The sequence below is a fragment of the Pseudoalteromonas sp. NH0006-46 genome (genome assembly GCF_057547735.1).
This window is the reverse complement of sequence record NZ_BAAJML010000002.1, coordinates 478,769-499,639: the sequence shown is the minus strand read 5'-3', so window position 1 is coordinate 499,639 and position 20,871 is coordinate 478,769. Positions and strand designations below refer to the sequence as shown.

Here is a 20,871-nt window from a genome sequence, read left to right as displayed (position 1 = left end):
TGTTTGGCTTAACTAAAATCTGATATCTGAAAGCTTTCTCAAATTTCAGACATAAAAAAACCGACTTTCGTCGGTTTCTTTTCTATTAACTTTAGTAGTAATAGAAAGTGGTGGGCGCAGGAGGATTCGAACCTCCGACCGCCTGGTTCGTAGCCAGGTACTCTATCCAGCTGAGCTATGCGCCCACTTTCATTCTTTTTACTTGTTTATACTCTAAGTAGAGTGTTGTAAAAGTGGTGGGCGCAGGAGGATTCGAACCTCCGACCGCCTGGTTCGTAGCCAGGTACTCTATCCAGCTGAGCTATGCGCCCACTTTTACTATTTGCTAGTTTATACTCTGAGCAGAGTGTGTAAAGAGTGGTGGGCGCAGGAGGATTCGAACCTCCGACCGCCTGGTTCGTAGCCAGGTACTCTATCCAGCTGAGCTATGCGCCCATCTTTACGTTTACAAGATTTCGCCATTTAAAAAATGGTGGAGAGGGAGGGATTCGAACCCTCGATAGAGCTACAAACTCTATACTCCCTTAGCAGGGGAGCTCCTTCGGCCACTCGGACACCTCTCCGTCTTGTGGGGCGTATAATAAAGATTTCAGAAAATATGTCAAACACTTTTCTATCAAAAGTGTCTATATGGTTACAGAACACACATATGTTATGTTTTTATATGAAAGAAGCCTAATTTTTAAGCTAATCAACTCTCTTCGTTAGGCGTAAGTGTGTCGTCGGTTGGTGCACATTTATCTTTTAAACTAGCCAGGTACTGCTCTTGATAACCTAGTTGTTGAAACTCGGCAATACATGCTCGGTAAAACGCTTCTCGCTCTCGCTCGGTTTGACTGAGTTCTTCCGACTCTTCGATAGTTTTATCTGTCATTTTATTATTTTATAAATCCGTTTTTATTATTTACAGCACCTAAAAGTTAGGCCGTTTAAAATTTGGCCGTATTGTAGCTAACAAAGTTACAAAAATACAACATAATGTTTAAAAGTTACTCATTAATTTGTTATATGCACATAAAAATTTTCATAAAAAAATTACAACTAAATATCAATAGCTTAATATATGAATAATGGTCTTATTAGCTATGAATAAACAAAATTAAAACAAAAACGCCGCAATTAAGCGGCGTTTCAGGGTGTTATTTTACATTAAGCTTAGTCAGCTTGCGGGCGCATATGCGGGAATAAAATAACGTCTTTAATTGTAGATGAGTCAGTAAACAACATGACTAATCGGTCAATACCAATACCTTCACCAGCGGTAGGCGGTAAACCGTACTCTAGTGCGCGTATGTAGTCTTCATCGTAGTGCATTGCTTCATCATCACCGGCGTCTTTCTCTTCAACTTGACGAGTAAAGCGTTCAGCTTGATCTTGTGCATCGTTAAGCTCCGAGAAACCATTTGCAAGCTCACGTCCGCCAACAAAAAACTCAAAACGGTCGGTAACAAATGGGTTTTCGTCGTTACGACGCGCCAGTGGCGATACTTCCCATGGGTAACCTGTAATAAATGTAGGTTGGATAAGCATGTGCTCAGCCGTTTCTTCAAATATTTCACATAAAAACTTACCTGGGCCCCACACACAGTTTTCAGGAATTTTTACGTGTACTTGTTTAGCGTACGCTTTTAATTCTTCAAAGTGGTTTTCTGGGTCGTTAAATACCGCAGCATCAAACTCAGGGTTATATTTTAAGATAGCGTCAGCCATGCTTAAACGTGTAAACGGTTGGCCAAAGTCGTACTCGACTGAGTCGATTACTTCGCCGTTTTCGTCTTTTGTTGTATTAATAACAATTGGGCTACCCAATACGTTAGTTGCAACAGTACGTAGCATGTCTTCGGTGATGTTCATCAGGTCGATGTAATCAGCGTACGCTTGGTAGAACTCAATCATAGTGAATTCTGGGTTATGACGCGTTGATAACCCTTCGTTACGGAAGTTACGGTTAATTTCAAATACGCGGTCAAAACCACCTACTACTAAACGCTTAAGGTAAAGCTCAGGCGCTATACGTAAGTACATGTCGATATCAAGCGCGTTATGATGAGTCACAAATGGACGCGCAGATGCGCCGCCAGGAATAACCTGTAGCATGGGCGTTTCTACTTCCATAAAGTCGCGCTCTGCTAAGAAACGACGAATGCCTTCAACTACTTGTGAGCGAATGCGGAATGTTTCGCGCGTTGCTTCGTTAGTAATTAAATCAACATAACGTTGGCGGTACTTAGTTTCTTGGTCTGAAAGGCCATGAAATTTTTCTGGTAATGGGCGTAGTGACTTAGTAAGTAATTCGTACTCGGCCATATCTACGTATAAATCGCCTTTACCTGATTTATTAAGTGGGCCTTTAACACCAATAATATCGCCAATATCAAGTTGGCCATATTTTGCTTTTAAATCTTTTTGTACGTCTTTTGATGCGTAAACTTGTACACGGCCTTTCATGTCTTGAATAGACATAAACGGACCACGCTTGGCAAGAATACGACCAGCAATTGATACTACGTGCTGTAGCTCAATTAATTCTTCTTTTGTTTTATCACCAAACTCAGCTTGCAAATCAGCCGTGTAATGTTCACGACGGAATTGGTTTGGATGACCGTTGGCTGGGCAATTTTCGCGAATAGCATCTAACTTGCCGCGACGCTCAGCGATTAACTTGTTTTCGTCTTGGATTTTATCAGTCATTTTTTAGCTCTTTATTAGCTTGGTGGTTATAGGCCAGATTTAAGGCTGGCTTCAATAAATTTGTCTAAGTTACCGTCAAGTACCGATTGGGTATTGCGGTTTTCTACGCCGGTGCGTAAATCTTTAATACGCGAGTCATCAAGAACGTATGAACGAATTTGACTCCCCCAACCAATATCTGACTTTGCATCTTCTTGCGTTTGTTTTTCAGCATTTTGCTGCTGTAACTCTAGCTCAAATAATTTAGCTTTTAATTGCTTCATTGCTTGGGCTTTATTCTTATGTTGCGAACGCTCGTTTTGACATTGCACTACCGTGTTTGTAGGTACGTGCGTAATACGTACTGCTGATTCGGTGGTGTTAACGTGCTGACCACCCGCGCCCGATGCACGGTACACGTCTATACGTAGGTCAGACGGATTAATGTCAATTTCAATATTGTCGTCTATTTCTGGGTATACAAATGCAGACGCAAACGACGTATGACGACGGCCACTTGAGTCAAATGGGCTTTTACGCACTAAACGGTGCACACCTGTTTCTGTACGTAACCAACCGTAAGCATATTCGCCAACAAAGCGAACTGTTGCGCCTTTTATTCCGGCTACATCGCCATCGGTTGCTTCTACTAGCTCAACTTTAAAGCCTTTTGCTTCACCCCAGCGTAAATACATGCGAAGTAACATGTTACACCAGTCTTGAGCTTCAGTGCCGCCTGAACCTGATTGTAAATCAAGGTATGCATCGTTTGCGTCGTGCGTGCCCGAAAACATGCGACGAAACTCTAAACCTTCTAATTGCTCGTTTAGGCCTTCAAGCTCTGCATTTGCTTCGTCAAAGGTGTCTTCGTCTTCCGCTTCTATTGCAAGCTCAAGCAAGCCTTCAACGTCATCAGCGCCAGCAACTAAGTTGTCGATTGTTTCAACAACCGCCTCTAATGCTGACTTTTCACGGCCAAGTGCCTGTGCGCGTTCAGGTTCATTCCATACAGCTGAATCTTCAAGTTCGGCGTTAACCTCTTCTAGGCGCTCTTGTTTAAGAGCGTAGTCAAAGGTACCCCCGAAGCAGTTCAGTACGATCGCGAATTTCCTTGATTTGATTAATCACAGGATTCACTTCAAACATGTACATTACTCCAAAATGGCTAGATTATTACGGCCCGACTTAAGGAATATCCGCAATAAGTTATCGTCAAATGATAAAAACGCCCGATTTTAACAAAAAATCGCGCGTTTTATTAGCCTTTTATGCATGTATTGTGCATATTTTTTAATGTACTTTTTCAAGCTCTCGGACGATTAGCTGTAGGCTAAACTTACCCCTAAACTCGTTAATATCGAGTTGATAAGCCACTTTAACAAAGCGCGCTTCGGTATCTGGCCATTCTTTTACGTCAATACCAAAAGCAATAGCGTCAACTAACCGCCCTGATTGATGTTTAAGCACCAGTTTTAAATGTTTTTCACCAACAATACGTTGCTGAATTAATTCAAAGGTATGTTCAAACACCGGCTCTGGGAACTGCTGCCCCCATGGACCTGATTGCTTTAATAATTGGGCAAACTCCATGGTAAAGCAGTCGTTTGGCAGTTCACCGTCGGTAAACACAATACAACGCTTACTTTCTTCGCTTAATTGCGCACTTACTGCGGCATCAAACGCTTTTTTAAAGGCGTTAAAGTTTTGCTCGTTTATACTTAAACCCGCCGCCATGGCATGGCCACCAAACTTATTAATTAGGTGGGGGTCCGCGGTATTTAACCCTTCGAGTAGGTCGCGCATGTGTAGCCCTTCAATGGAGCGGCACGAGCCTTTAATTTCGCCGTTTTCGCCACCAGCAAAAATAACGGTTGGACGATGGTATTTTTCTTTTAAGCGACCAGCCAAAATACCAATAACGCCCTGATGCCAGTCATCTTGGAACAAACAAATAGCATCAGGAATGTTGTCGTCGGTAAAGGCGAGCCTATCAAGAACGGCTTGCGCTTCAGCTTGCATGCCCTGCTCTATTTCACGCCTTGCATGGTTTAAGCTGTCGAGTTCGCCTGCAATACGCCTTGCTTGGTTTATATCGTTACTCAGTAAACAGGCTATGCCTAAGCTCATGTCGTCTAATCGCCCTGCTGCGTTTAACCGCGGCGCAAGCGAAAAGCCAAAATCGCTGGCACTTAGGCGTGCTGCATTTCGGTTAGCCACTTCAATAAGAGCTGTAATACCTGGGCGTGTTTTACCACTGCGAATACGCGCTAAACCTTGGTGTACTAGTGTTCGGTTATTTGCATCAAGCGCAACTACATCAGCTACTGTACCCAGCGCAACTATGTCTAATAAGTTTGCTAAATTAGGCGGCGCTTGTTGTGTAAAGTAACCTTGTTCGCGCATTAGGCTTCTTAGTGCAATTAATAAGTAAAACGCCACGCCTACACCGGCAATCGACTTTGACGGAAAGTTACATTCGTGCCTGTTTGGATTTACAATGGCGTCGGCATTTGGAAGCTGTTCACCTTGTAAATGGTGATCTGTAACCAACACTTTTATACCTACCGATTTTAAAATATCAATACCGGCAATACAGGAAATACCGTTATCTACGGTGATCACTAAATCGGGTTTTATTTGTACTATTTGTTCGGCCAGTGCGGGGCTTAAGCCATAACCTAAGCTAAAGCGGTCTGGAATGAGGTAATCTAAATTTTGAAAACCAAACATTTGCAACCCCTGCATTAAGGTTGCAGTACTGGTTGCGCCATCGGCATCAAAGTCGCCCACAATTAAAATGTGGCTTTGCGCCTTAAGCGCATCGACGAGTAATGCACTTGCCTTGTCGATGTCTTTAAACAATTTATAGTCGTGAAGCGTAGCAACACCGTTATCGAGCTCTTGGGCATCAACTACACGACGAGTCGCGTAAATTTGTTTTATAACCGGATGCAAATGACTCGGTAAGTGCGAATCGTTAACGCTTTCGCGCGCAATGATCAGTTTTTTCATGCAGGTTTTTTAACTTATTGAGTCGTATTAAAAAGACAAAAAAAGGCCATTAAGGCCTTTTTATAAACATAAACACGTTATTAAGATGCTTTATTAGCATCTAACGCTGCTTTTAATGCAGCAGCAGGTTGGTAACCTGGGATCATTGTACCGTCATCTAAAATAATGGCTGGCGTGCCACTAATGCCAAAGCTTTGACCTAGCTGATAATGCTCAGCAATGGGCGCACTGCAACCTGCAACTGCAGTGGTACTTTCACCTGCTTTAGCTTCTGTTAACGCCTCTTGTTGATCTTTCGCACACCATACATTCATTAAATCTGCGTAGCCCGAACCTTGTAAGCCACCACGTGGAAACGCTAAATACTTAACGGTAATACCCGCATCAAGCAAATCGTTTAGTTCACGGTGTAATTTACGACAATAACCACAGCTAATATCAGTAAATACAGTGATGCTGTGTTTTTCGTTTGGTGCTTTGTACACAATCATCGACTCTTCATATTCTGTAATACCTTCAGCACGCACGCTATTTAAAGCTTGCTCTGTTAGGTTATTACGATTGTCTAAATCGATTAACGTGCCTTGCATTAAAAACTGGCCGTCTGGGCTTGCGTATAACACGCCTTTGTTTGTGATTAGCTCTTTTAAACCAGCCACTGGGCTTGGATTTATTTGCTTAACTGTTACGCCAAGTGCCGCAAACTTAGTAACAATAGGATCATTAGCATTTGGCGTTACTGCAACGTCATTTGCCAATGCACTCATACTTGTGCACAACATGGCACCTGCTAACATTAATTTTTTCATAACTTCTCTCTATCCTAAAAATACTTAATATATTGACCGGCTTAATACTATTTTATTTCAAATTAAGCGCGCGGATGATGCTGCGCGTGTACCGATTTTAACCGTTCATTAGCAACATGAGTATAAATTTGCGTTGTTGATAGGTCGCTGTGTCCCAACATCATTTGTACGACACGTAAATCGGCCCCATGATTTAATAAATGCGTAGCAAATGCATGGCGCAATGTGTGGGGTGATAATGGCGATTCAACCGATGCCAAAATAGCATAGTGTTTGATTCTATGCCAAAAGGTTTGTCGAGTCATGCCTACACCACGCTTTGACGGAAATACAAAGTCGGTGGCGTGTTTGATCATTTGTGCACGCCCAACTTTTAAAAAAAGCTCAAGCCAATGCATGGCTTCTTCGCCCAGCGGCACTAAACGTTCTTTGTTGCCTTTACCTTTTACAAACACAACCGCTTGGCGTAAGTTAATTTGCTCCATACGTAGCCCAACCAACTCACTGACACGCAGGCCTGTGGCGTAAAGTAACTCAAGCATCGCCTTATCGCGCAGTCCCATTGGCTCTTCAGTATTGGGGGCGTTAAGAAGCGCTTCTACTTCGGCTTCAGAAAGTGTTTTAGGTAACGATTGCCCCGCTTTGGGTTGAGCAATGTTTAACATGGGTGTATCGGTAATCAGTTTTTCACGTACAAAATACTGATAAAACCGTTTTAACGCACTGATACTGCGCGCTGTACTGCGCGGCTTTAGGCCTAAGTCGACCCGGTGCGCTAAATAGCTTTCAATGTCGTGCCCTGTTACCGTCATTAAGTTTTCGCCTTTTAAAAACTGGCAAAACTTATCTAAATCGCTGCGGTAAGCACTTAATGTGTTTTCGCTTACACCTTGCTCTAAATAAAGGCTATCTAAAAAGGTTTCTAGGTAGTCGCTATTGGTGCTCATACTGCTTTTATTTTCTGAAAAATCGTCAGATAGCGTTGTCACATTATGCTCTCATGCTTTGCTAAGGTATCAATTAAAAATACCTTACGGTAAACTTGAGCCTATCATATCAGGCAATTACACAGTGATAAATACGATGCAAATTGGTTTATTTTTTGGCTCTACTACGTGCTACACCGAAATGGCAGCAGAAAAAATTCGTGACCTTATTGGTGACGATATAGTCAGCCTTCACAATATTAAAGACGAACCACTAAAAAATGCAGAGCAGTACGACTTTATCATCTTTGGTATTTCAACATGGGACTTTGGCGAAATACAAGAAGACTGGGAGTCAAAATGGGACGACATAAAAGATGTAAACCTACATGGTAAAACCATTGCTTTATTTGGCATGGGCGACCAGCAAGGTTACGGACAGTGGTTTCAAGACGCTCTAGGTATGCTGCACGACGAAATAAACACACAAACATTTACACAACTTGGCCTTTGGCCAAACGACAGCAGCTACGAGTTTGAAGCTTCAAAGGCACTCACCCCCGATGGCAAACAGTTTGTAGGGCTCGCCCTTGATGAAGACAGCCAGTACGAGCTAAGCGATGAACGCATAGCCAGCTGGGTTGAGCAAGTAATGACCGAGTACGGCGAAACGCTTTAACTGCTCAAGCGCAATGTTTGCAGTAAAAAGCCAAACACGCTTAGGTGTTTGGCTTTAGTATTAATGCATAAGGCTAAACTTAACGAATAGGTTTAAAAGCTACGAATATCTACACTTGAGCTATTAAATTTAAACATATTAATTTTTCCGCACTGTGCCACATGGTTAGTGCTGGCATAGGGTGTATTGGCTTGGTTAATATTGCTTTCCCAACCTTGACCATTTTTTACAAATGCTTTTACCTCAAACCACCCATTTACCGCTTTGCTGCAATCCATATCTACATCTAGCATCCAATAGTGTTCGCCCCAAATATTAAGCGGTGTAACGCCAAAACCGTCGTTGGCCACTGTTTTTTGTGTACCATACGCATCTGGCCACACGTTTGTAGTCCAATCGGCTGCTGTCCCCTCTGCTTGCGTACTTTGCCCGCTTTCTATACCGTACCAATCTAGAAAGTTATCGTTTGCTTTCCATGGACTTGTAGTGGCATTTTTTAAATTGTTATGGCGAATAGGCATCGCGCATTCAACATTGGTTGTTTGGCAGTTTCTTCCTAAATTTGTATTGGCATAGGTATGATCTATTCCGCCGCGTACAAACATATCTTGCCCACTTTGGGTTTGTGCGTTAATAAAAATAACGGTACGCTGCCAATCATCATTCGGGGTTGAAGTCGACCCTTGTGATAACTTAGCGTTTTTATGAATTGCCATGGCATCCCACGGCGCCACATTTAAATTAATAGTGCCGTTATTATTAACGGTTATAACCTCACCGCTACAACTTTTAGCATCGCCCGACAATTCACCTTTTAATACATTACAATATTGACCAGGTGCCATGTCTGTTTGCACAGTAGCATTAAGCGTTGAGTCTTCTTTGTTAATAGCCATATGACCTGAGCTACCGCGGCCAAATGAAATCTGATTATTCGTGTTATCCCACCAATTTGTCACAGCCCAGTTGTCGGCGGTGTTATTTCTAAAATCAACGCCACCAGCAATATATGACCACCGGTGCTCACACTTCCAATTGCTTGCAAAGCATTCTAAATTACCATTGTTATGAACGGGAACACTTGGCCCGCCTGCATCGGTATCACCATGAAAATCGTAACTCGACATCACTTTTGGGTAACCATACGGATACGCCAACATAAATACGTTAGCTAGGTCGTATAAACGGCCATCTTCAAAAGTAATTACATTACCCGCGCCACCATGCCCGCGCTGATTGTCGTGATTATCTACAAATACGACCGCCGACGAGCTTGACATAAAGCCCCACCCTTCACCAAAATTACTTAGCCACGCAAGTGAGCCATTTCTAAATGTATTACCGAGTTGTGTACTGTATTTAAACTCGGTAACAAGCCCTGTACTTAAATACTCAGAGGCATCAACGGCTTCTGTTCCCTGATCAATCACTTCATGAAAGACCAACGGCGAGCCGTTTATTTTAGCCATAAGGCTTTGAATATCGCTAGCGGCTACGTGTTTAGCCGCGTCAAACCTAAAGCCTTTTACTCCAATAGCTTGAAGGTCATTAATATAAGCCGCTATGGTATTTTGCACGTAATTTGAAGATGTGTTTAAGTCGGCAAGCCCTACCAGCTCACAGTTTTGAACGCGATAACGGTTATTACCGTAATCTTCTGGGTTAATTGAGCAGCTTTCATGAAAATCTTGTGGGCTATAAATTGGGTATTGTTTATTCCCAAACGTGCTTCCCGCTACGCCATTCCCACTCCCAGCTGCCATGTGGTTAATTAGGGTATCTATATATATATCGACCCCTGCACTTTTACAACGGTTGACCATATCTATAAACTGCGTTCGGTTACCGCCTCGGCTTTGCAGTTGGTAGCTCACAGGTTGATAGCGAGTCCACCATTGGTTGCCTGTAATATGCTCGTTAGGTGGAGAAACCTGTACAGCAGCGTACCCTTTTGGTCCTAAAAACTGCTCACACTCTTGTGCGACATCGGGCCAACTCCATTCAAATAAATGAACAAACGTAGTGGGTGCAGCAGCTGCAAGGTTAGGTAAAAGCAAGCCTAGGCTTAAACCGGCGGTGGTGACAATTTTATTCAGCTTCATAGTGTGTGTTTCCAAATGTTGGCGAGCTAAACAACATGCTCTTCGTTATTTACAAGTGGTTAACACTAGTCTTAGGGTTGATTAAATAACAACTGAATACGTATGCATTATGGGTAAACTATCCTTTATTATTAGATAATCATCCATACAGTTACGTCATTTTTAAATAAAACGCCTTACACAAAGCAACGTAATCAGTGGTGTAATTGTTGTTTAACTCTCTAATGCATAGCGTTGAATTGTCGGTTTGTGATTGTAGGTAGCTAAATGTCATTAAACTGCGGCTTATAGGTTTGCTAGGTGTCGCTTGCACTTGGCAGTGTGCATTTAAATAAAGTCCATGTTTAACGGCAAGTTCAATAAATACCTCGGCCTCAGTGCTTGGCAGTATTAAACAAAATCGTGACTGTGAATGACTTAGTTGCCTAAACGCGTTAATTAACTCCTCAAAGCTTAAATCATCAGTGTGGCGTGCGGTGTTTCGGGCAGCATTATTGCCTTTTAGACTGTGATTAAAATAAGGCGGATTAGAAATGATTACGTCAAAGGGAGCATCACTATTAAAGCTTTGAATAGTTTGGTGCTGAATAGTTATATTTGGCCACGGACTATTTGCTACGTTTTGTAATGCTTGATTGTATGCGTTTTTATCTATTTCAACCGCGGTAATACTCAATGTTGGCCTGCGCTGCTTACACATTAACGCCAATAACCCTGTGCCTGTGCCAATATCTAATAACGTGTTTGCATCTGTTAAGTTTGCCCACGCGCCAAGCAAAATGCCGTCGGTTGAAACCTTCATTGCGCAATGGTCGTGTTCAACCTTAAATTGTTTAAATGCAAAACCAGACATTTTTTCACCTTTTCATTCACCAAGCGCAGCATAGCGCGTATAATCAAGGTAATTGTCCACTATTTTAGACACTCTATGCAATTTTCTGAATTTGATCTTGATACCAAATTACTCGACGCCATTAATAAAATGGGTTACGAAACGCCGACCAGTATTCAACAGCAAGCTATTCCTGAAGCCCTTCAGGGACGTGATATTTTAGCGTCTGCGCCAACTGGCACAGGTAAAACAGCGGCATTTTTAATTCCTGCTATTCAATACTTATTGGATTTTCCGCGCCGTGAACCTGGTTTTGCTCGCGTATTAATAATGACCCCAACACGTGAGCTGGCTTATCAAATTCATGAGCAATGTGAGTTACTAGCAAAACGTACGCACCTGAAAATAGGTGTAGTAACCGGCGGTATTAACTACGGAACGCATAAAGAAATTTTTGAAAAAAATAACGACGTGTTAATTGCCACTCCAGGGCGATTAATGGAATACCTTGAAACTGAAAACTTTCATGCTGAACACGTCGAAATGCTTATTATTGATGAAGCCGACCGCATGCTAGACATGGGTTTCAAAAAAGAAATGAGCCGTATTTGTGACGAAGCTAAAAACCGCCGTCAGTGCTTTTTGTTCTCTGCTACCCTTGAGGGCGACAGCGTAGAGCGATTTGCAGAAACCACATTAAACGACCCTGCTCTACTTGAAGCTGAATCGTCACGCAAAGAAAAAGCTAAAATTCACCAGTGGGTTCACCTTGCTGATGATTACCACCATAAACTAGAACTTTTAGTCAATACCCTTAACGGCCCAGACGTTAGTAAAGCTATTGTGTTTGTTAAAACCCGTGAGCGTTTAGAAACACTCATTGGTGAATTAACTAATAACGGCGTAAAAGCCGCCTGGCTGCGTGGTGAAATGCCCCAAGACAAGCGCATGAAAGCAATGGAAAACTTTCATAGCGGCCGCACTAAAATATTGATTGCAACAGATGTAGCCGCCCGAGGTATTGACGTATCTGACATTAGCCATGTTATTAACTTTGACATGCCACGAACAGCTGACGTATATGTACACCGAATTGGCCGTACGGGTCGTGCAGGTAAAAAAGGTATCGCTATATCATTAGTGGAAGCGCACGATATTGGTATTTTGTACAAAGTAGAACGCTACATTGAACAAAAGCTTAAACGTCGTGTAATTAAAGGCATAGAGCCGCAGCATAAAGAAGCTAAGCCACCCGCTAAAAAGCGTAAAGATCCGGTAAAAATGAAAGCGAAGAAAAAAGCGAAAGTTAAAAAGAAAAAATAACTTAGCATTTTTATCAAAGCCGGCGCATGCCGGCTTTTTAATACGCGTTACAAATGTAACCAGAGCATGTAACACCTACCCATTTAAATGTAATTATTGCCCACCTGAATTCCCACTTAATGAAATAACCTTATATTTCAATAAATTAACAATGGCACTGAACTTGTATTATTAGAGACAGAATAGCCAGAATACTTAATGGTTTGGCTAAATTTTTAATTGATATAAAAGGATTGAGTTATGAACCGCTTAAAGTTAACTATTGCTTTAGTTTCGTTTTGTTGTTTATTTTTGTTAGCATGTGCTACCAAAGTGAGTGCAGCAACGCACCTAGCCGTAGTGAGCAGCGTAGCAACTCAACCTAACCTACAACAAACCATTACCAGCACACTTCGTACTAACCCTAACTTTGCATTAAGCAATATTCGCGTTCAGGTTAAAGATGGCGAGGTAGTATTACATGGTCAAGCGCAAACAGGTTTTGAACGTGCGCTTGCACAAAAATTTTTAGAAAATATGGATGGGGTTAAAATCATTCGTAACAAAATTAGTGTTATTTAAATCACACTTTTATTAACTCAATTGATCCTAGGCGCAGCGCGCAACTCCAACACATGCTGCGCCTTTTTTGTGCCTGTAGTTACTTACAACTCACATTAACTACAAAAATAAACTTGCTTTAATTACCTCTTATTTACCGCCAAAGACCAATTGTAAATTGCATACCTTACAACCTGATATTTGCCTAAACAATTTACCCTTTAAATAATAAATTTATATTAAGGCTAGGCCTGTTTAACTGCCATTATTAAAGCGTGTTCTATCTAGGCGTAACATAACTAAGGTGCGCGATTTGTGACCCAGTAAGCTCGGTCCCTACTTCTGCATTATTTTAATGACTACGCCTATGTACGTATAACTTAAAGTCGTATACAGCTCATATGCCCTACTTGCTCTTTATGACCTATTCTTTAAGCAACAAGGAGAAGCAACCTATGGGGGGACCTCAAAGGTTACTGCATGTTTTATATTTATGCTGCGTTATCGTCGGTTTCGGGAAGTAACTACACAATAGCCTTAGCCTTATCGATATATTACATAGCCCGCTTCCAATTTCATCTCAAAAGGTAAGTAGACATAAATTTATAATTAGTTAACGTTGTTCTCACCTTCTCAAACATTTAAGTAGCCATAAAAAAATGCAGCTTTATAAAGCTGCATTTAGTTGTTGTGACTCGTAAGTCATTTTTTCTTTAGCTAACGGCGCACATATAAATGTAAAAGTGCGCTAAGAGTGAGTAAATAATTCCCAATGGTATTAATGGCTCATTTATTCGTTTTGGCTTGAATCTGCTCCACTAGCGTTGCCTTTATTTGATGATTGCTGGCTTATTTTATCGCTGATCATGGCATCGAGTTTTTCACCGCCTTTAATACCAAAATCGAGCGTACGAATAGGAAATGGAATACTAATATCAGCTTCATCCAACGCTTGTTTAACGGCGACTACACCTTTATGGCGCACTGTCATAAAGTCTGGTTCACCTGGGTATTTAATCCAAAACCACACCAATAAATTAATGCTACTGTCACCAAAGCCTTCGGCATAAACATCGGTTTCGTTTTTACGAATAACAAAGTCCAAATCGTTAATCTTATCTACAATAACTTCTTTCGCTTTTTCTATGTCGTCACCATACGAAATGCCTACCGGTACTTCGATGCGTCTAACCCCGAGTGTGGTGTAGTTTTTTAACACATTTCTAAATAATACCTTGTTAGGTACTAAGATTAACTGCCCGTAAAAGCTTTCTATTAGCGTGTTGCGCAGGTTTATTGAGTGTACTGAACCAAACACATCGTCGGTTTCTATTACGTCTCCTGTTTTAAAGGGTTTGCGTATACCCATTGCGATACCCGCAATCAAGTTTTCGGTCATATCTTGAAACGCAAAACCTATGGCTAAACCAACAATACCCGCACCGGCTAATAAAGAGGTAACCGTACCTTTTAACCCCACAAAATCCAGCGCTATAAACACCCCAACACACAGTACAATAACCTTAAATATAGAGGCCATTAAATCGGCTATTTGTTGTGAGTCGAGTGAACGGCGCAATATGCTTTTCATCAGGTTGCCAGCAAAGCGCGCTAACATTGAAAATATAATGGCAATAATAACCGCCACTATAAAATTAGGGATGTGACTTATAACAACATCAAACCAACCGCCGAGTTTTTCTTCGATAAGTTTTTCGGCTTCTGTTATCGAGGGTATGCTGATCATTTTTGTGCACCTATGAGTAAATAATAATGTGAATACTTTACTCATAGGTGCAAGTTTAGCGCCAGCATATAAAAAGCCATGCATTGCATGGCTTTTTAAATATATGTTTAGCTGTATTTAACACGTTAGCTTTGTTCGTTGCGCATAAATACAGGCTCTAACTCTTTAGTTGTTGCCTCAGCGCTAAAGTAATAACCTGCAACGGTAAATTCTTTTAGCTCACTTAACTGCGTTACTTGGTTTTCTATAATGTAACGCGCCATCATGCCACGCGCTTTTTTAGCGTAGAAACTAATGACCTTATATTGCCCATTTTTACAGTCTTTAAAGTGCGGCGTAATAATTTGCGCGTTGAGCGCTTTTGTATCTACCGCTTTGAAGTATTCGTTTGAAGCTAGGTTAACGAGATATTGTGCATCTTGTGCTTTTATTACTTCGTTTAGTTTGTCAGCAATAATACTGCCCCAAAACTCATACAGGTTTTTACCTCGCGAGTTTTCAAGCTTAGTGCCCATTTCTAGTCGGTACGCTTGCATTAAATCAAGCGGTTTTAATAAACCATATAATCCAGATAATATACGCAAATGGCTTTGCGCATAATCAAGGTCACTTGCAGTTAACGTGCTCGCCTCTAACCCACCGTATACGTCACCATTAAAAGCAAGCGCGGCTTGCTTGGCGTTATCAGAGGTAAAAGGTTGCGACCATTCGCTAAAACGCGCTGCGTTAAGGCCTGAAAGCTTGTCGCTAATTTTCATTAAACTGCCAATTTGCGCAGGTGTTAGTTCACGGCATACTTTCATGAGTTCCTCGCTATGCTCGAGTAATTCAGGCTGAGTGAACTTATCGGTTGCCGGTGGCGTGTCGTAATCAAGATTTTTTGCAGGTGAAATAACAGTGATCATAGTTAGCTATTGACTTGTAAATTATTTAATGTCAATTTCAACATTAAATGAAACGAAAAGCACGTTTTGTTTAAATAAATCCTCCCTTAAAAATTCATACATTGCCGTTTTTTAATTGATAAGGACATAAGACCTATCAAGCATTGTCACACTGTTGCAGTATGGATGTTATATATTAAGGGTAGATTATTCTTTTAACTTGCTTGGAATGAGGAAAGCAAATGACTTCAGCTCTACAAAGGCTAAAACAACATTCATCTATCGTAGCCGACACTGGCGATATTGAAGCGATCAAAAAGCATCAACCAGAAGATGCAACCACAAACCCGTCGCTTTTATTAAAAGCGAGCGAGATTGAAGCTTATAAGCCTTACCTAGATAAAGCTTGGAGCTATGCAAAAGAAACCGAGCAAGAGCCAGCTAAACAACTAGAACTTGCATGTGACTATTTTGCTGTATTACTTGGTAAAGAAATTAGTGAAATTGTACCAGGTTATATTTCTACAGAAGTAGATGCCCGTTTATCGTTTGATACTCAAGCAACCATTGCTAAAGCACACACTCTACTTAGCCTTTACGAAAAAGAAGGTGTAAGCAAAGACAAAATTTTAATTAAAGTTGCGTCTACATGGGAAGGTATTAAAGCCGCTGAGCAGTTAGAAAAAGAAGGGACTAAATGTAACCTTACTTTATTATTTAGCGACGCCCAAGCCCGTGCATGTGCTGATGCAAATGTATTTCTAATCTCGCCATTTGTTGGCCGTATTTTAGATTGGCACGTTGCCAACGGTATGGAAAAACCAACGGATCCACTACAAGATCCTGGTGTGCAATCAGTACGCAGCATTTTTGAGTTTTACAAACGCCATGATTACAAAACAGTGGTTATGGGTGCAAGTTTCCGTAACACGGGTGAAATTATTGCTCTTACAGGTTGTGACAAGCTAACTATTAGCCCTAACCTTTTAGAAGACTTAGGTAACCTTGAAGGCGCACAAGAATATTTACTAGAAAGTGATATTCCTAAAGAGCCAAAACCTGAGCCGCTTACAGAAGCGCAATTCCGTTGGTTACATAACCAAGACGCAATGGCCACTGAAAAGCTAGCTGAAGGTATTCGTTCATTTGCACAAGCACAAGAGCAATTAGAAGAACGCTTCAAGGCAATGTAATTTGCTGAAAAAATAAAAAAGCGCCGTATTATTTACGGCGTTTTTTTATGTCTGTAAAGTGTGGGCTAATAAACCCACCTCCCTCACATTTTTATCTATAGAAAAATAACTCTCATCGGCTTAAATTTTTCGTAAACTGTATTTCACGTGTTCATATTTAAAAACAATACTTTACTGGTATAAACCTTCATTTAACCATCACAATTTTGTAACATCTCTGTCACTTTTTTATTCTATTTTAGCTAGGCCTGTGGTATAGGTACTCTTGAGGTCAATAAAATCAATAGGAGAAGTTCATGGATAGCCTAAACGATATATTAGAGATACTAGAAGGTCCTGATGAAAAAAGAAAAACCTCTCAGAAGAACAAAAAAAGAAAATGGCGCGAAATAGAAGCAATAAAAGATAAACAACGTCTACGTAAAGAATTAGAGGAATTTGATTACTTTGCAGACACAATTGCAATTGATGAGCTAGATTTTTAATTTCTATACCCACCAATTACACAAAAGCCCTCATTTATGAGGGCTTTTTTAATGTTCAAACTTATTTAACTAAACCTGCCAATTTATGGGCTTTTTACCTTGCGCTAACAGTAGTTCGTTAGTTCGCGAAAAGTGCTTACAACCAAAAAAGCCTCGATGAGCCGACAGCGGCGACGGATGCGGACCACTCAAAATAGAGTGGCGAGTGCTATCTATGCCTTTTCCTTTTTTTTGCGCATGCGCTCCCCACAAAATAAACACAACCCCATCACAGTTCGCGTTAATATGAGCAATAACATTATCGGTAAATTGCTCCCAGCCTAAATGTTTATGCGAATGTGCTTGTCCTTGCTCTACCGTTAAAACAGTATTTAGTAAAAATACGCCTTGGTCAGCCCAGGTTTGCAAGTAACCATGTTCAGGTATAACAAAACCCTCAATATCTGTAGCCAGCTCTTTGTACATATTTTTAAGCGAGGGTGGTAATTTTTTTACCTCTGGCAGAACAGAAAAACATAACCCGTGAGCTTGCCCTTCACCGTGGTAAGGGTCTTGCCCTAAAATGACCACACGAATATCGTTTAGAGGCGTGACATTAAATGCATTAAATACGAGCGATTCAGGGGGATAAACAGCAACACCTTGCGCTCGGCGGTTTTCGACTCCGTTTAAGGTTTTCTGCATATAAGGTTGCTGTAACTCGTTGTGTAAAAATGTATCCCAGTCGCTCATTACATACTCTTTATTTGTTTTCGTGACGCGTCTATTTTATCACACATATCCGCCAGTCCATCTAGCATACGCGGTGTAAAACGGTGAAGTAAATCGGCGTTAACGCGAATAAACTGATTATTTTTAACCGCAGGCACTTCTGGCCATGCCTTCCAATTAACATTTGGCTGCGGGGTATTAGACTTTTCGTCAGGAATAATAATCACCTGAGGCTTAGTAACAATGACATTTTCAATGCTGATTTGTGGGTACTGGGTCGTGCTATTAGCAAATACATTATTTACATGACAGGTACTTACTAATTGACCAATCCATGTGCTTTCACTGATGGTCATCATTGGCTCGGCCCATAACTGATAAAAACCAGATATAGGCAGCTTCCCTTGCTGGTTTTTTATAATAGCGGTTAACTTGTGCTTAAACACTTTGGCAACCTGTTGGCTTTGCTTTTCGTACCCTGTTAATTTACCAAGAGTGAGTAGTTCAGTTTGCACGCCTTCTATGCTTGTAGGGTTGCTTAAATGCACTTTGATACCCAAGCGCTCTATTTGTGATATATCTTCCTGTTGATTTCCGCTTTTCCAGGCAATCACTAAATCAGGTTTTAAAGCTAATAATTTCTCAAGAGAAATGCCATAGTACCCGCCAATGCGAGCTATATTTTTTGCTTCATGTGGGTAATCAGCATAGTCAACGGTACCCACAATATTGCTACCTGCACCAATAGCAAATAGGTTTTCAACTATGTGTGGGGCAAGTGCAACTATACGTAGTTTTTTAGGCTCAGGCTCAGGCTCTAACTTCGCCACTGCATTGCTCTGTAAACTAAACAGCATTAACCCTATAAAAAGCAATTTAATCACTAGTAATCAAACCCTTCTAGTGCTTTTACACCTGAATCGAATGCGTGTTTTACATTGCGCACTTCGCTCACTGTATCGGCAAGGTCTGTCAATGTTCTGTGCGCTGCGCGCCCTGTGATAATAACCGATTGCATAGCCGGGCGATTATTAAGTGCGCTCACTACTTCGTCTAAGTCGATGTAGCCATAAGTCACCATGTAAGTGAGCTCATCAAGTAGTACTAAGTTAATACTGCTGTCGGCAAGCATGCGCTTTGCTTCTTGCCATGTTGCTTGCGCTGCTAAAGTATCAGCCTCTTTATTTTGTGTATCCCACGTAAAACCAGTATTCATTACAGCAAATTCAACACCTGCGCCTTGTAATAAATTACGCTCACCACATTCCCATGTCCCTTTTATAAATTGACACACAGCGGCTTTTTGACCATGGCCTACACAGCGTGCTACCACACCAAAACCAGAGGTCGATTTACCTTTCCCATTACCAGTAATGACTTGAAAAATACCTTTAACCTCTTGCGCAGCTTCAACACGGGCATCTACGTGTTCTTTTACTTTTTGCTGGCGCTGTTTATGCTTGTCGTTTGTCTGTTCAGTCATTATTGTGTCCTTTATAAATCGAGATAATTTGCGCTATATCTAAATGTGTTTCGCACATAGTTGCTAAACGCGCTAACTGCTGTTCGCGGTGTGTATCAATACTTATTGGGTCAAGCTGTAAAGTTGGTTTTACCCACTTTAAAATTTCCATAGTGGCGTTGGGCTCATCAAATAAACCGTGTAAATAAGTGCCCGCAATTGCGTTATCGTCACTTATAAAACCATCTGTTTCAAACCCACTTGGATGCTCATTAAAAGTTAAAAATGGCTTATTAAGCGCGGCCCCTTTGCTAATACCTGCATGTATTTCGTAGCCGCTACACGGTGTTTGTAAATCATTTAACTGCATCGTCGCTGATAATTTAGAGAGTACTTTTTGCGTGCTCAGTGTGGTTTCAAAATCACATAAAGCCAACCCATTCACCCTTTTTAATGACGACTCAACCCCCTCTGGATCGTGGATAATATTACCCAGCATTTGCATGCCACCACAAACTCCAAGCACTTTACCCCCATAGCGTAAGTGGCGTTTTATTTGCCTATCCCACCCTTCATTTTTTAAGAAAGTTAAATCGCCAAGTACGTTTTTACTGCCTGGTAAAATAATAAGATCAACATCAGGAATTACCTGCGTATAGCGTACATAGTTAACATTAATATTTGGGTGTAAACGCAGTGCGTCAAAATCGGTATGGTTACTAATATGTGGCACTAATAATATTGCAATATTGATAGTTGCATGGGTGACGTTATTGCCTATTGCAACAGCGTCCTCCGCGTCGAGAGTCAAATCGTGGAGGTATGGCAGTACACCTAAAACAGGCTTATTTGTATAGTTCTCTAACCAATCAAGCCCTCCTTGCAGTAAACTTATATCTCCTCTAAAACGGTTAATTACAAACCCTTTTACACGTGATTGCTCTGACTCGCTAAGTAATGCCAATGTCCCCACTAAATGAGCAAATACACCACCTTTATCTATATCGGCAATGATGATCACCGGGCAGTCTACTTTTTCAGCGTAGCCCATGTTAGCGATGTCGTTTTCACGCAAATTTATCTCAGCGGGGCTTCCCGCACCTTCCACCAATAACAACTCAAACCGTTTTGCTAAACGCTCGTGTGATGTAATGACGGCATCCATAGCGACTTTTTTATAATCGTGGTATTTACCCGCTTCCATGTTGCTAATCGCTTTACCATGAATAATAACTTGCGCGCCAGTGTCGCTATTGGGTTTAAGTAATATGGGATTAAAGTCAGTTTCGGGCTCGACTCTAGCAGCAATAGCTTGCAAAGCTTGTGCTCGGCCAATTTCGCCACCGTCGTTTGTCACTGCGCTATTAAGTGCCATATTTTGTGGTTTAAACGGTGCGACTTTTATACCTTGATTTGCAAATACTCGACAAAGCGCAGCCACCAGGGTGCTTTTTCCTGCATCAGAGGTCGTGCCTTGTATCATAAGCGTTTTCATG

19 protein-coding genes and 4 tRNA genes are annotated in these 20,871 nt (G+C 41.3%); 5 read left to right on the top strand and 18 right to left on the bottom strand.

What is annotated here, in order from left to right; all coding sequences use genetic code 11:
- Window positions 1–108 precede the first annotated feature (108 nt).
- From AC27I2_RS07100 to xerD, 10 genes are all read right to left on the bottom strand, one after another.
- A tRNA-Arg gene (locus AC27I2_RS07100) sits at window positions 109–185 on the bottom strand.
- 49 nt (window positions 186–234) lie between these two features.
- A tRNA-Arg gene (locus AC27I2_RS07095) sits at window positions 235–311 on the bottom strand.
- Window positions 312–358: 47 nt separating this feature from the next.
- Window positions 359–435: transfer RNA gene (locus tag AC27I2_RS07090), tRNA-Arg, on the bottom strand.
- 35 nt (window positions 436–470) lie between these two features.
- Window positions 471–563, bottom strand: a tRNA-Ser gene (locus AC27I2_RS07085).
- 128 nt (window positions 564–691) lie between these two features.
- On the bottom strand, window positions 692–874 hold the full coding sequence (locus AC27I2_RS07080; RefSeq protein ID WP_058405874.1) for a hypothetical protein: 183 nt from the start codon (window positions 872–874) through the stop codon (window positions 692–694).
- A gap of 281 nt (window positions 875–1,155) precedes the next feature.
- On the bottom strand, window positions 1,156–2,691 hold the full coding sequence (lysS, locus tag AC27I2_RS07075; protein ID WP_487203848.1) for a lysine--tRNA ligase: 1,536 nt from the start codon (window positions 2,689–2,691) through the stop codon (window positions 1,156–1,158).
- A gap of 26 nt (window positions 2,692–2,717) precedes the next feature.
- Window positions 2,718–3,816 (bottom strand): peptide chain release factor 2 gene (gene prfB, locus AC27I2_RS07070; RefSeq protein ID WP_096801177.1). Its coding sequence is split into 2 segments (ribosomal slippage): window positions 2,718–3,740 and window positions 3,742–3,816, totalling 1,098 coding nucleotides; the frame shifts between segments, so codons are not numbered across the junction.
- Window positions 3,817–3,960: 144 nt separating this feature from the next.
- Window positions 3,961–5,682 (bottom strand): single-stranded-DNA-specific exonuclease RecJ, encoded by a 1,722-nt coding sequence (gene recJ, locus AC27I2_RS07065; protein ID WP_487203847.1) that lies wholly within the window; start codon window positions 5,680–5,682, stop codon window positions 3,961–3,963.
- Window positions 5,683–5,762: 80 nt separating this feature from the next.
- On the bottom strand, window positions 5,763–6,491 hold the full coding sequence (gene dsbC, locus AC27I2_RS07060) for a bifunctional protein-disulfide isomerase/oxidoreductase DsbC (protein WP_006793140.1): 729 nt from the start codon (window positions 6,489–6,491) through the stop codon (window positions 5,763–5,765).
- 62 nt (window positions 6,492–6,553) lie between these two features.
- Window positions 6,554–7,480, bottom strand: a complete 927-nt coding sequence (gene xerD, locus AC27I2_RS07055) for a site-specific tyrosine recombinase XerD (protein WP_058405869.1) — start codon at window positions 7,478–7,480, stop codon at window positions 6,554–6,556.
- A 94-nt stretch (window positions 7,481–7,574) separates the two neighbouring features.
- Here xerD and fldB point away from each other — a divergent pair, with 94 nt between their 5' ends.
- Window positions 7,575–8,096, top strand: coding sequence for a flavodoxin FldB (fldB, locus tag AC27I2_RS07050; protein WP_487203915.1), 522 nt, complete (start codon window positions 7,575–7,577; stop codon window positions 8,094–8,096).
- Window positions 8,097–8,188: 92 nt separating this feature from the next.
- Here fldB and AC27I2_RS07045 read toward each other — a convergent pair whose 3' ends face one another.
- Complete coding sequence (locus AC27I2_RS07045) at window positions 8,189–10,198, bottom strand: alpha-amylase (RefSeq protein ID WP_487203846.1); 2,010 nt, start codon at window positions 10,196–10,198, stop codon at window positions 8,189–8,191.
- A gap of 151 nt (window positions 10,199–10,349) precedes the next feature.
- Window positions 10,350–11,051 carry a tRNA1(Val) (adenine(37)-N6)-methyltransferase gene (locus AC27I2_RS07040; RefSeq protein WP_487203845.1) on the bottom strand — a complete coding sequence of 234 codons (702 nt, stop codon included), beginning with the start codon at window positions 11,049–11,051 and terminating at the stop codon, window positions 10,350–10,352.
- A gap of 75 nt (window positions 11,052–11,126) precedes the next feature.
- Between AC27I2_RS07040 and srmB the strand changes: the two genes are divergently transcribed.
- Together srmB and AC27I2_RS07030 are read left to right on the top strand one after the other, a co-directional pair.
- Window positions 11,127–12,353: an ATP-dependent RNA helicase SrmB gene (srmB, locus tag AC27I2_RS07035; protein ID WP_058405865.1), complete on the top strand. Its 1,227-nt coding sequence runs from the start codon at window positions 11,127–11,129 to the stop codon at window positions 12,351–12,353.
- A 240-nt stretch (window positions 12,354–12,593) separates the two neighbouring features.
- Complete coding sequence (locus tag AC27I2_RS07030) at window positions 12,594–12,914, top strand: BON domain-containing protein (RefSeq protein ID WP_006793146.1); 321 nt, start codon at window positions 12,594–12,596, stop codon at window positions 12,912–12,914.
- Window positions 12,915–13,683: 769 nt separating this feature from the next.
- Here the strand turns inward: AC27I2_RS07030 and AC27I2_RS07025 are convergent.
- Entirely contained in the window at window positions 13,684–14,640 is a 957-nt protein-coding gene (locus AC27I2_RS07025) for a mechanosensitive ion channel family protein (protein ID WP_487203844.1), read from the bottom strand.
- Window positions 14,641–14,765: 125 nt separating this feature from the next.
- Window positions 14,766–15,545: a peroxide stress protein YaaA gene (gene yaaA, locus AC27I2_RS07020; protein ID WP_487203843.1), complete on the bottom strand. Its 780-nt coding sequence runs from the start codon at window positions 15,543–15,545 to the stop codon at window positions 14,766–14,768.
- A 221-nt stretch (window positions 15,546–15,766) separates the two neighbouring features.
- On the opposite strand from yaaA, the gene tal reads away from it, so the two are divergent.
- Both tal and AC27I2_RS07010 read left to right on the top strand, forming a co-directional pair.
- Window positions 15,767–16,717, top strand: a complete 951-nt coding sequence (gene tal, locus AC27I2_RS07015; protein ID WP_058405863.1) for a transaldolase — start codon at window positions 15,767–15,769, stop codon at window positions 16,715–16,717.
- Window positions 16,718–17,013: 296 nt separating this feature from the next.
- Entirely contained in the window at window positions 17,014–17,202 is a 189-nt protein-coding gene (locus tag AC27I2_RS07010; protein ID WP_006793150.1) for a DUF3545 family protein, read from the top strand.
- Between the two features lie 69 nt (window positions 17,203–17,271).
- Here AC27I2_RS07010 and ung read toward each other — a convergent pair whose 3' ends face one another.
- From ung to AC27I2_RS06990, 4 genes are read right to left on the bottom strand one after another with little or no spacing between them, the layout of a single operon-like run.
- Window positions 17,272–17,934, bottom strand: coding sequence for a uracil-DNA glycosylase (gene ung / locus AC27I2_RS07005; protein ID WP_058405862.1), 663 nt, complete (start codon window positions 17,932–17,934; stop codon window positions 17,272–17,274).
- Window positions 17,934–18,797 (bottom strand): cobalamin-binding protein, encoded by an 864-nt coding sequence (locus tag AC27I2_RS07000; protein WP_487203842.1) that lies wholly within the window; start codon window positions 18,795–18,797, stop codon window positions 17,934–17,936. Before AC27I2_RS07000 ends, ung begins: the two co-directional genes overlap by 1 nt.
- Window positions 18,797–19,396: a cob(I)yrinic acid a,c-diamide adenosyltransferase gene (cobO, locus tag AC27I2_RS06995; RefSeq protein ID WP_058405860.1), complete on the bottom strand. Its 600-nt coding sequence runs from the start codon at window positions 19,394–19,396 to the stop codon at window positions 18,797–18,799. Before cobO ends, AC27I2_RS07000 begins: the two co-directional genes overlap by 1 nt.
- On the bottom strand, window positions 19,389–20,870 hold the full coding sequence (locus AC27I2_RS06990) for a cobyric acid synthase (protein WP_487203841.1): 1,482 nt from the start codon (window positions 20,868–20,870) through the stop codon (window positions 19,389–19,391). The genes cobO and AC27I2_RS06990 overlap by 8 nt, the downstream gene beginning before the upstream one ends.
- Between the last annotated feature and the right edge of the window lies 1 nt (window position 20,871).

Coding starts and splice junctions, on each gene's coding strand:
- AC27I2_RS07080 (WP_058405874.1), bottom strand. CDS start 874: ATGACAGATAAAACTATCGAAGAGTCGGAAGAACTCAGTCAAACCGAG.
- lysS (WP_487203848.1), bottom strand. CDS start 2,691: ATGACTGATAAAATCCAAGACGAAAACAAGTTAATCGCTGAGCGTCGC.
- recJ (WP_487203847.1), bottom strand. CDS start 5,682: ATGAAAAAACTGATCATTGCGCGCGAAAGCGTTAACGATTCGCACTTA.
- dsbC (WP_006793140.1), bottom strand. CDS start 6,491: ATGAAAAAATTAATGTTAGCAGGTGCCATGTTGTGCACAAGTATGAGT.
- fldB (WP_487203915.1), top strand. CDS start 7,575: ATGCAAATTGGTTTATTTTTTGGCTCTACTACGTGCTACACCGAAATG.
- AC27I2_RS07045 (WP_487203846.1), bottom strand. CDS start 10,198: ATGAAGCTGAATAAAATTGTCACCACCGCCGGTTTAAGCCTAGGCTTG.
- AC27I2_RS07040 (WP_487203845.1), bottom strand. CDS start 11,051: ATGTCTGGTTTTGCATTTAAACAATTTAAGGTTGAACACGACCATTGC.
- srmB (WP_058405865.1), top strand. CDS start 11,127: ATGCAATTTTCTGAATTTGATCTTGATACCAAATTACTCGACGCCATT.
- AC27I2_RS07030 (WP_006793146.1), top strand. CDS start 12,594: ATGAACCGCTTAAAGTTAACTATTGCTTTAGTTTCGTTTTGTTGTTTA.
- AC27I2_RS07025 (WP_487203844.1), bottom strand. CDS start 14,640: ATGATCAGCATACCCTCGATAACAGAAGCCGAAAAACTTATCGAAGAA.
- yaaA (WP_487203843.1), bottom strand. CDS start 15,545: ATGATCACTGTTATTTCACCTGCAAAAAATCTTGATTACGACACGCCA.
- tal (WP_058405863.1), top strand. CDS start 15,767: ATGACTTCAGCTCTACAAAGGCTAAAACAACATTCATCTATCGTAGCC.
- AC27I2_RS07010 (WP_006793150.1), top strand. CDS start 17,014: ATGGATAGCCTAAACGATATATTAGAGATACTAGAAGGTCCTGATGAA.
- ung (WP_058405862.1), bottom strand. CDS start 17,934: ATGAGCGACTGGGATACATTTTTACACAACGAGTTACAGCAACCTTAT.
- cobO (WP_058405860.1), bottom strand. CDS start 19,396: ATGACTGAACAGACAAACGACAAGCATAAACAGCGCCAGCAAAAAGTA.
- AC27I2_RS06990 (WP_487203841.1), bottom strand. CDS start 20,870: ATGAAAACGCTTATGATACAAGGCACGACCTCTGATGCAGGAAAAAGC.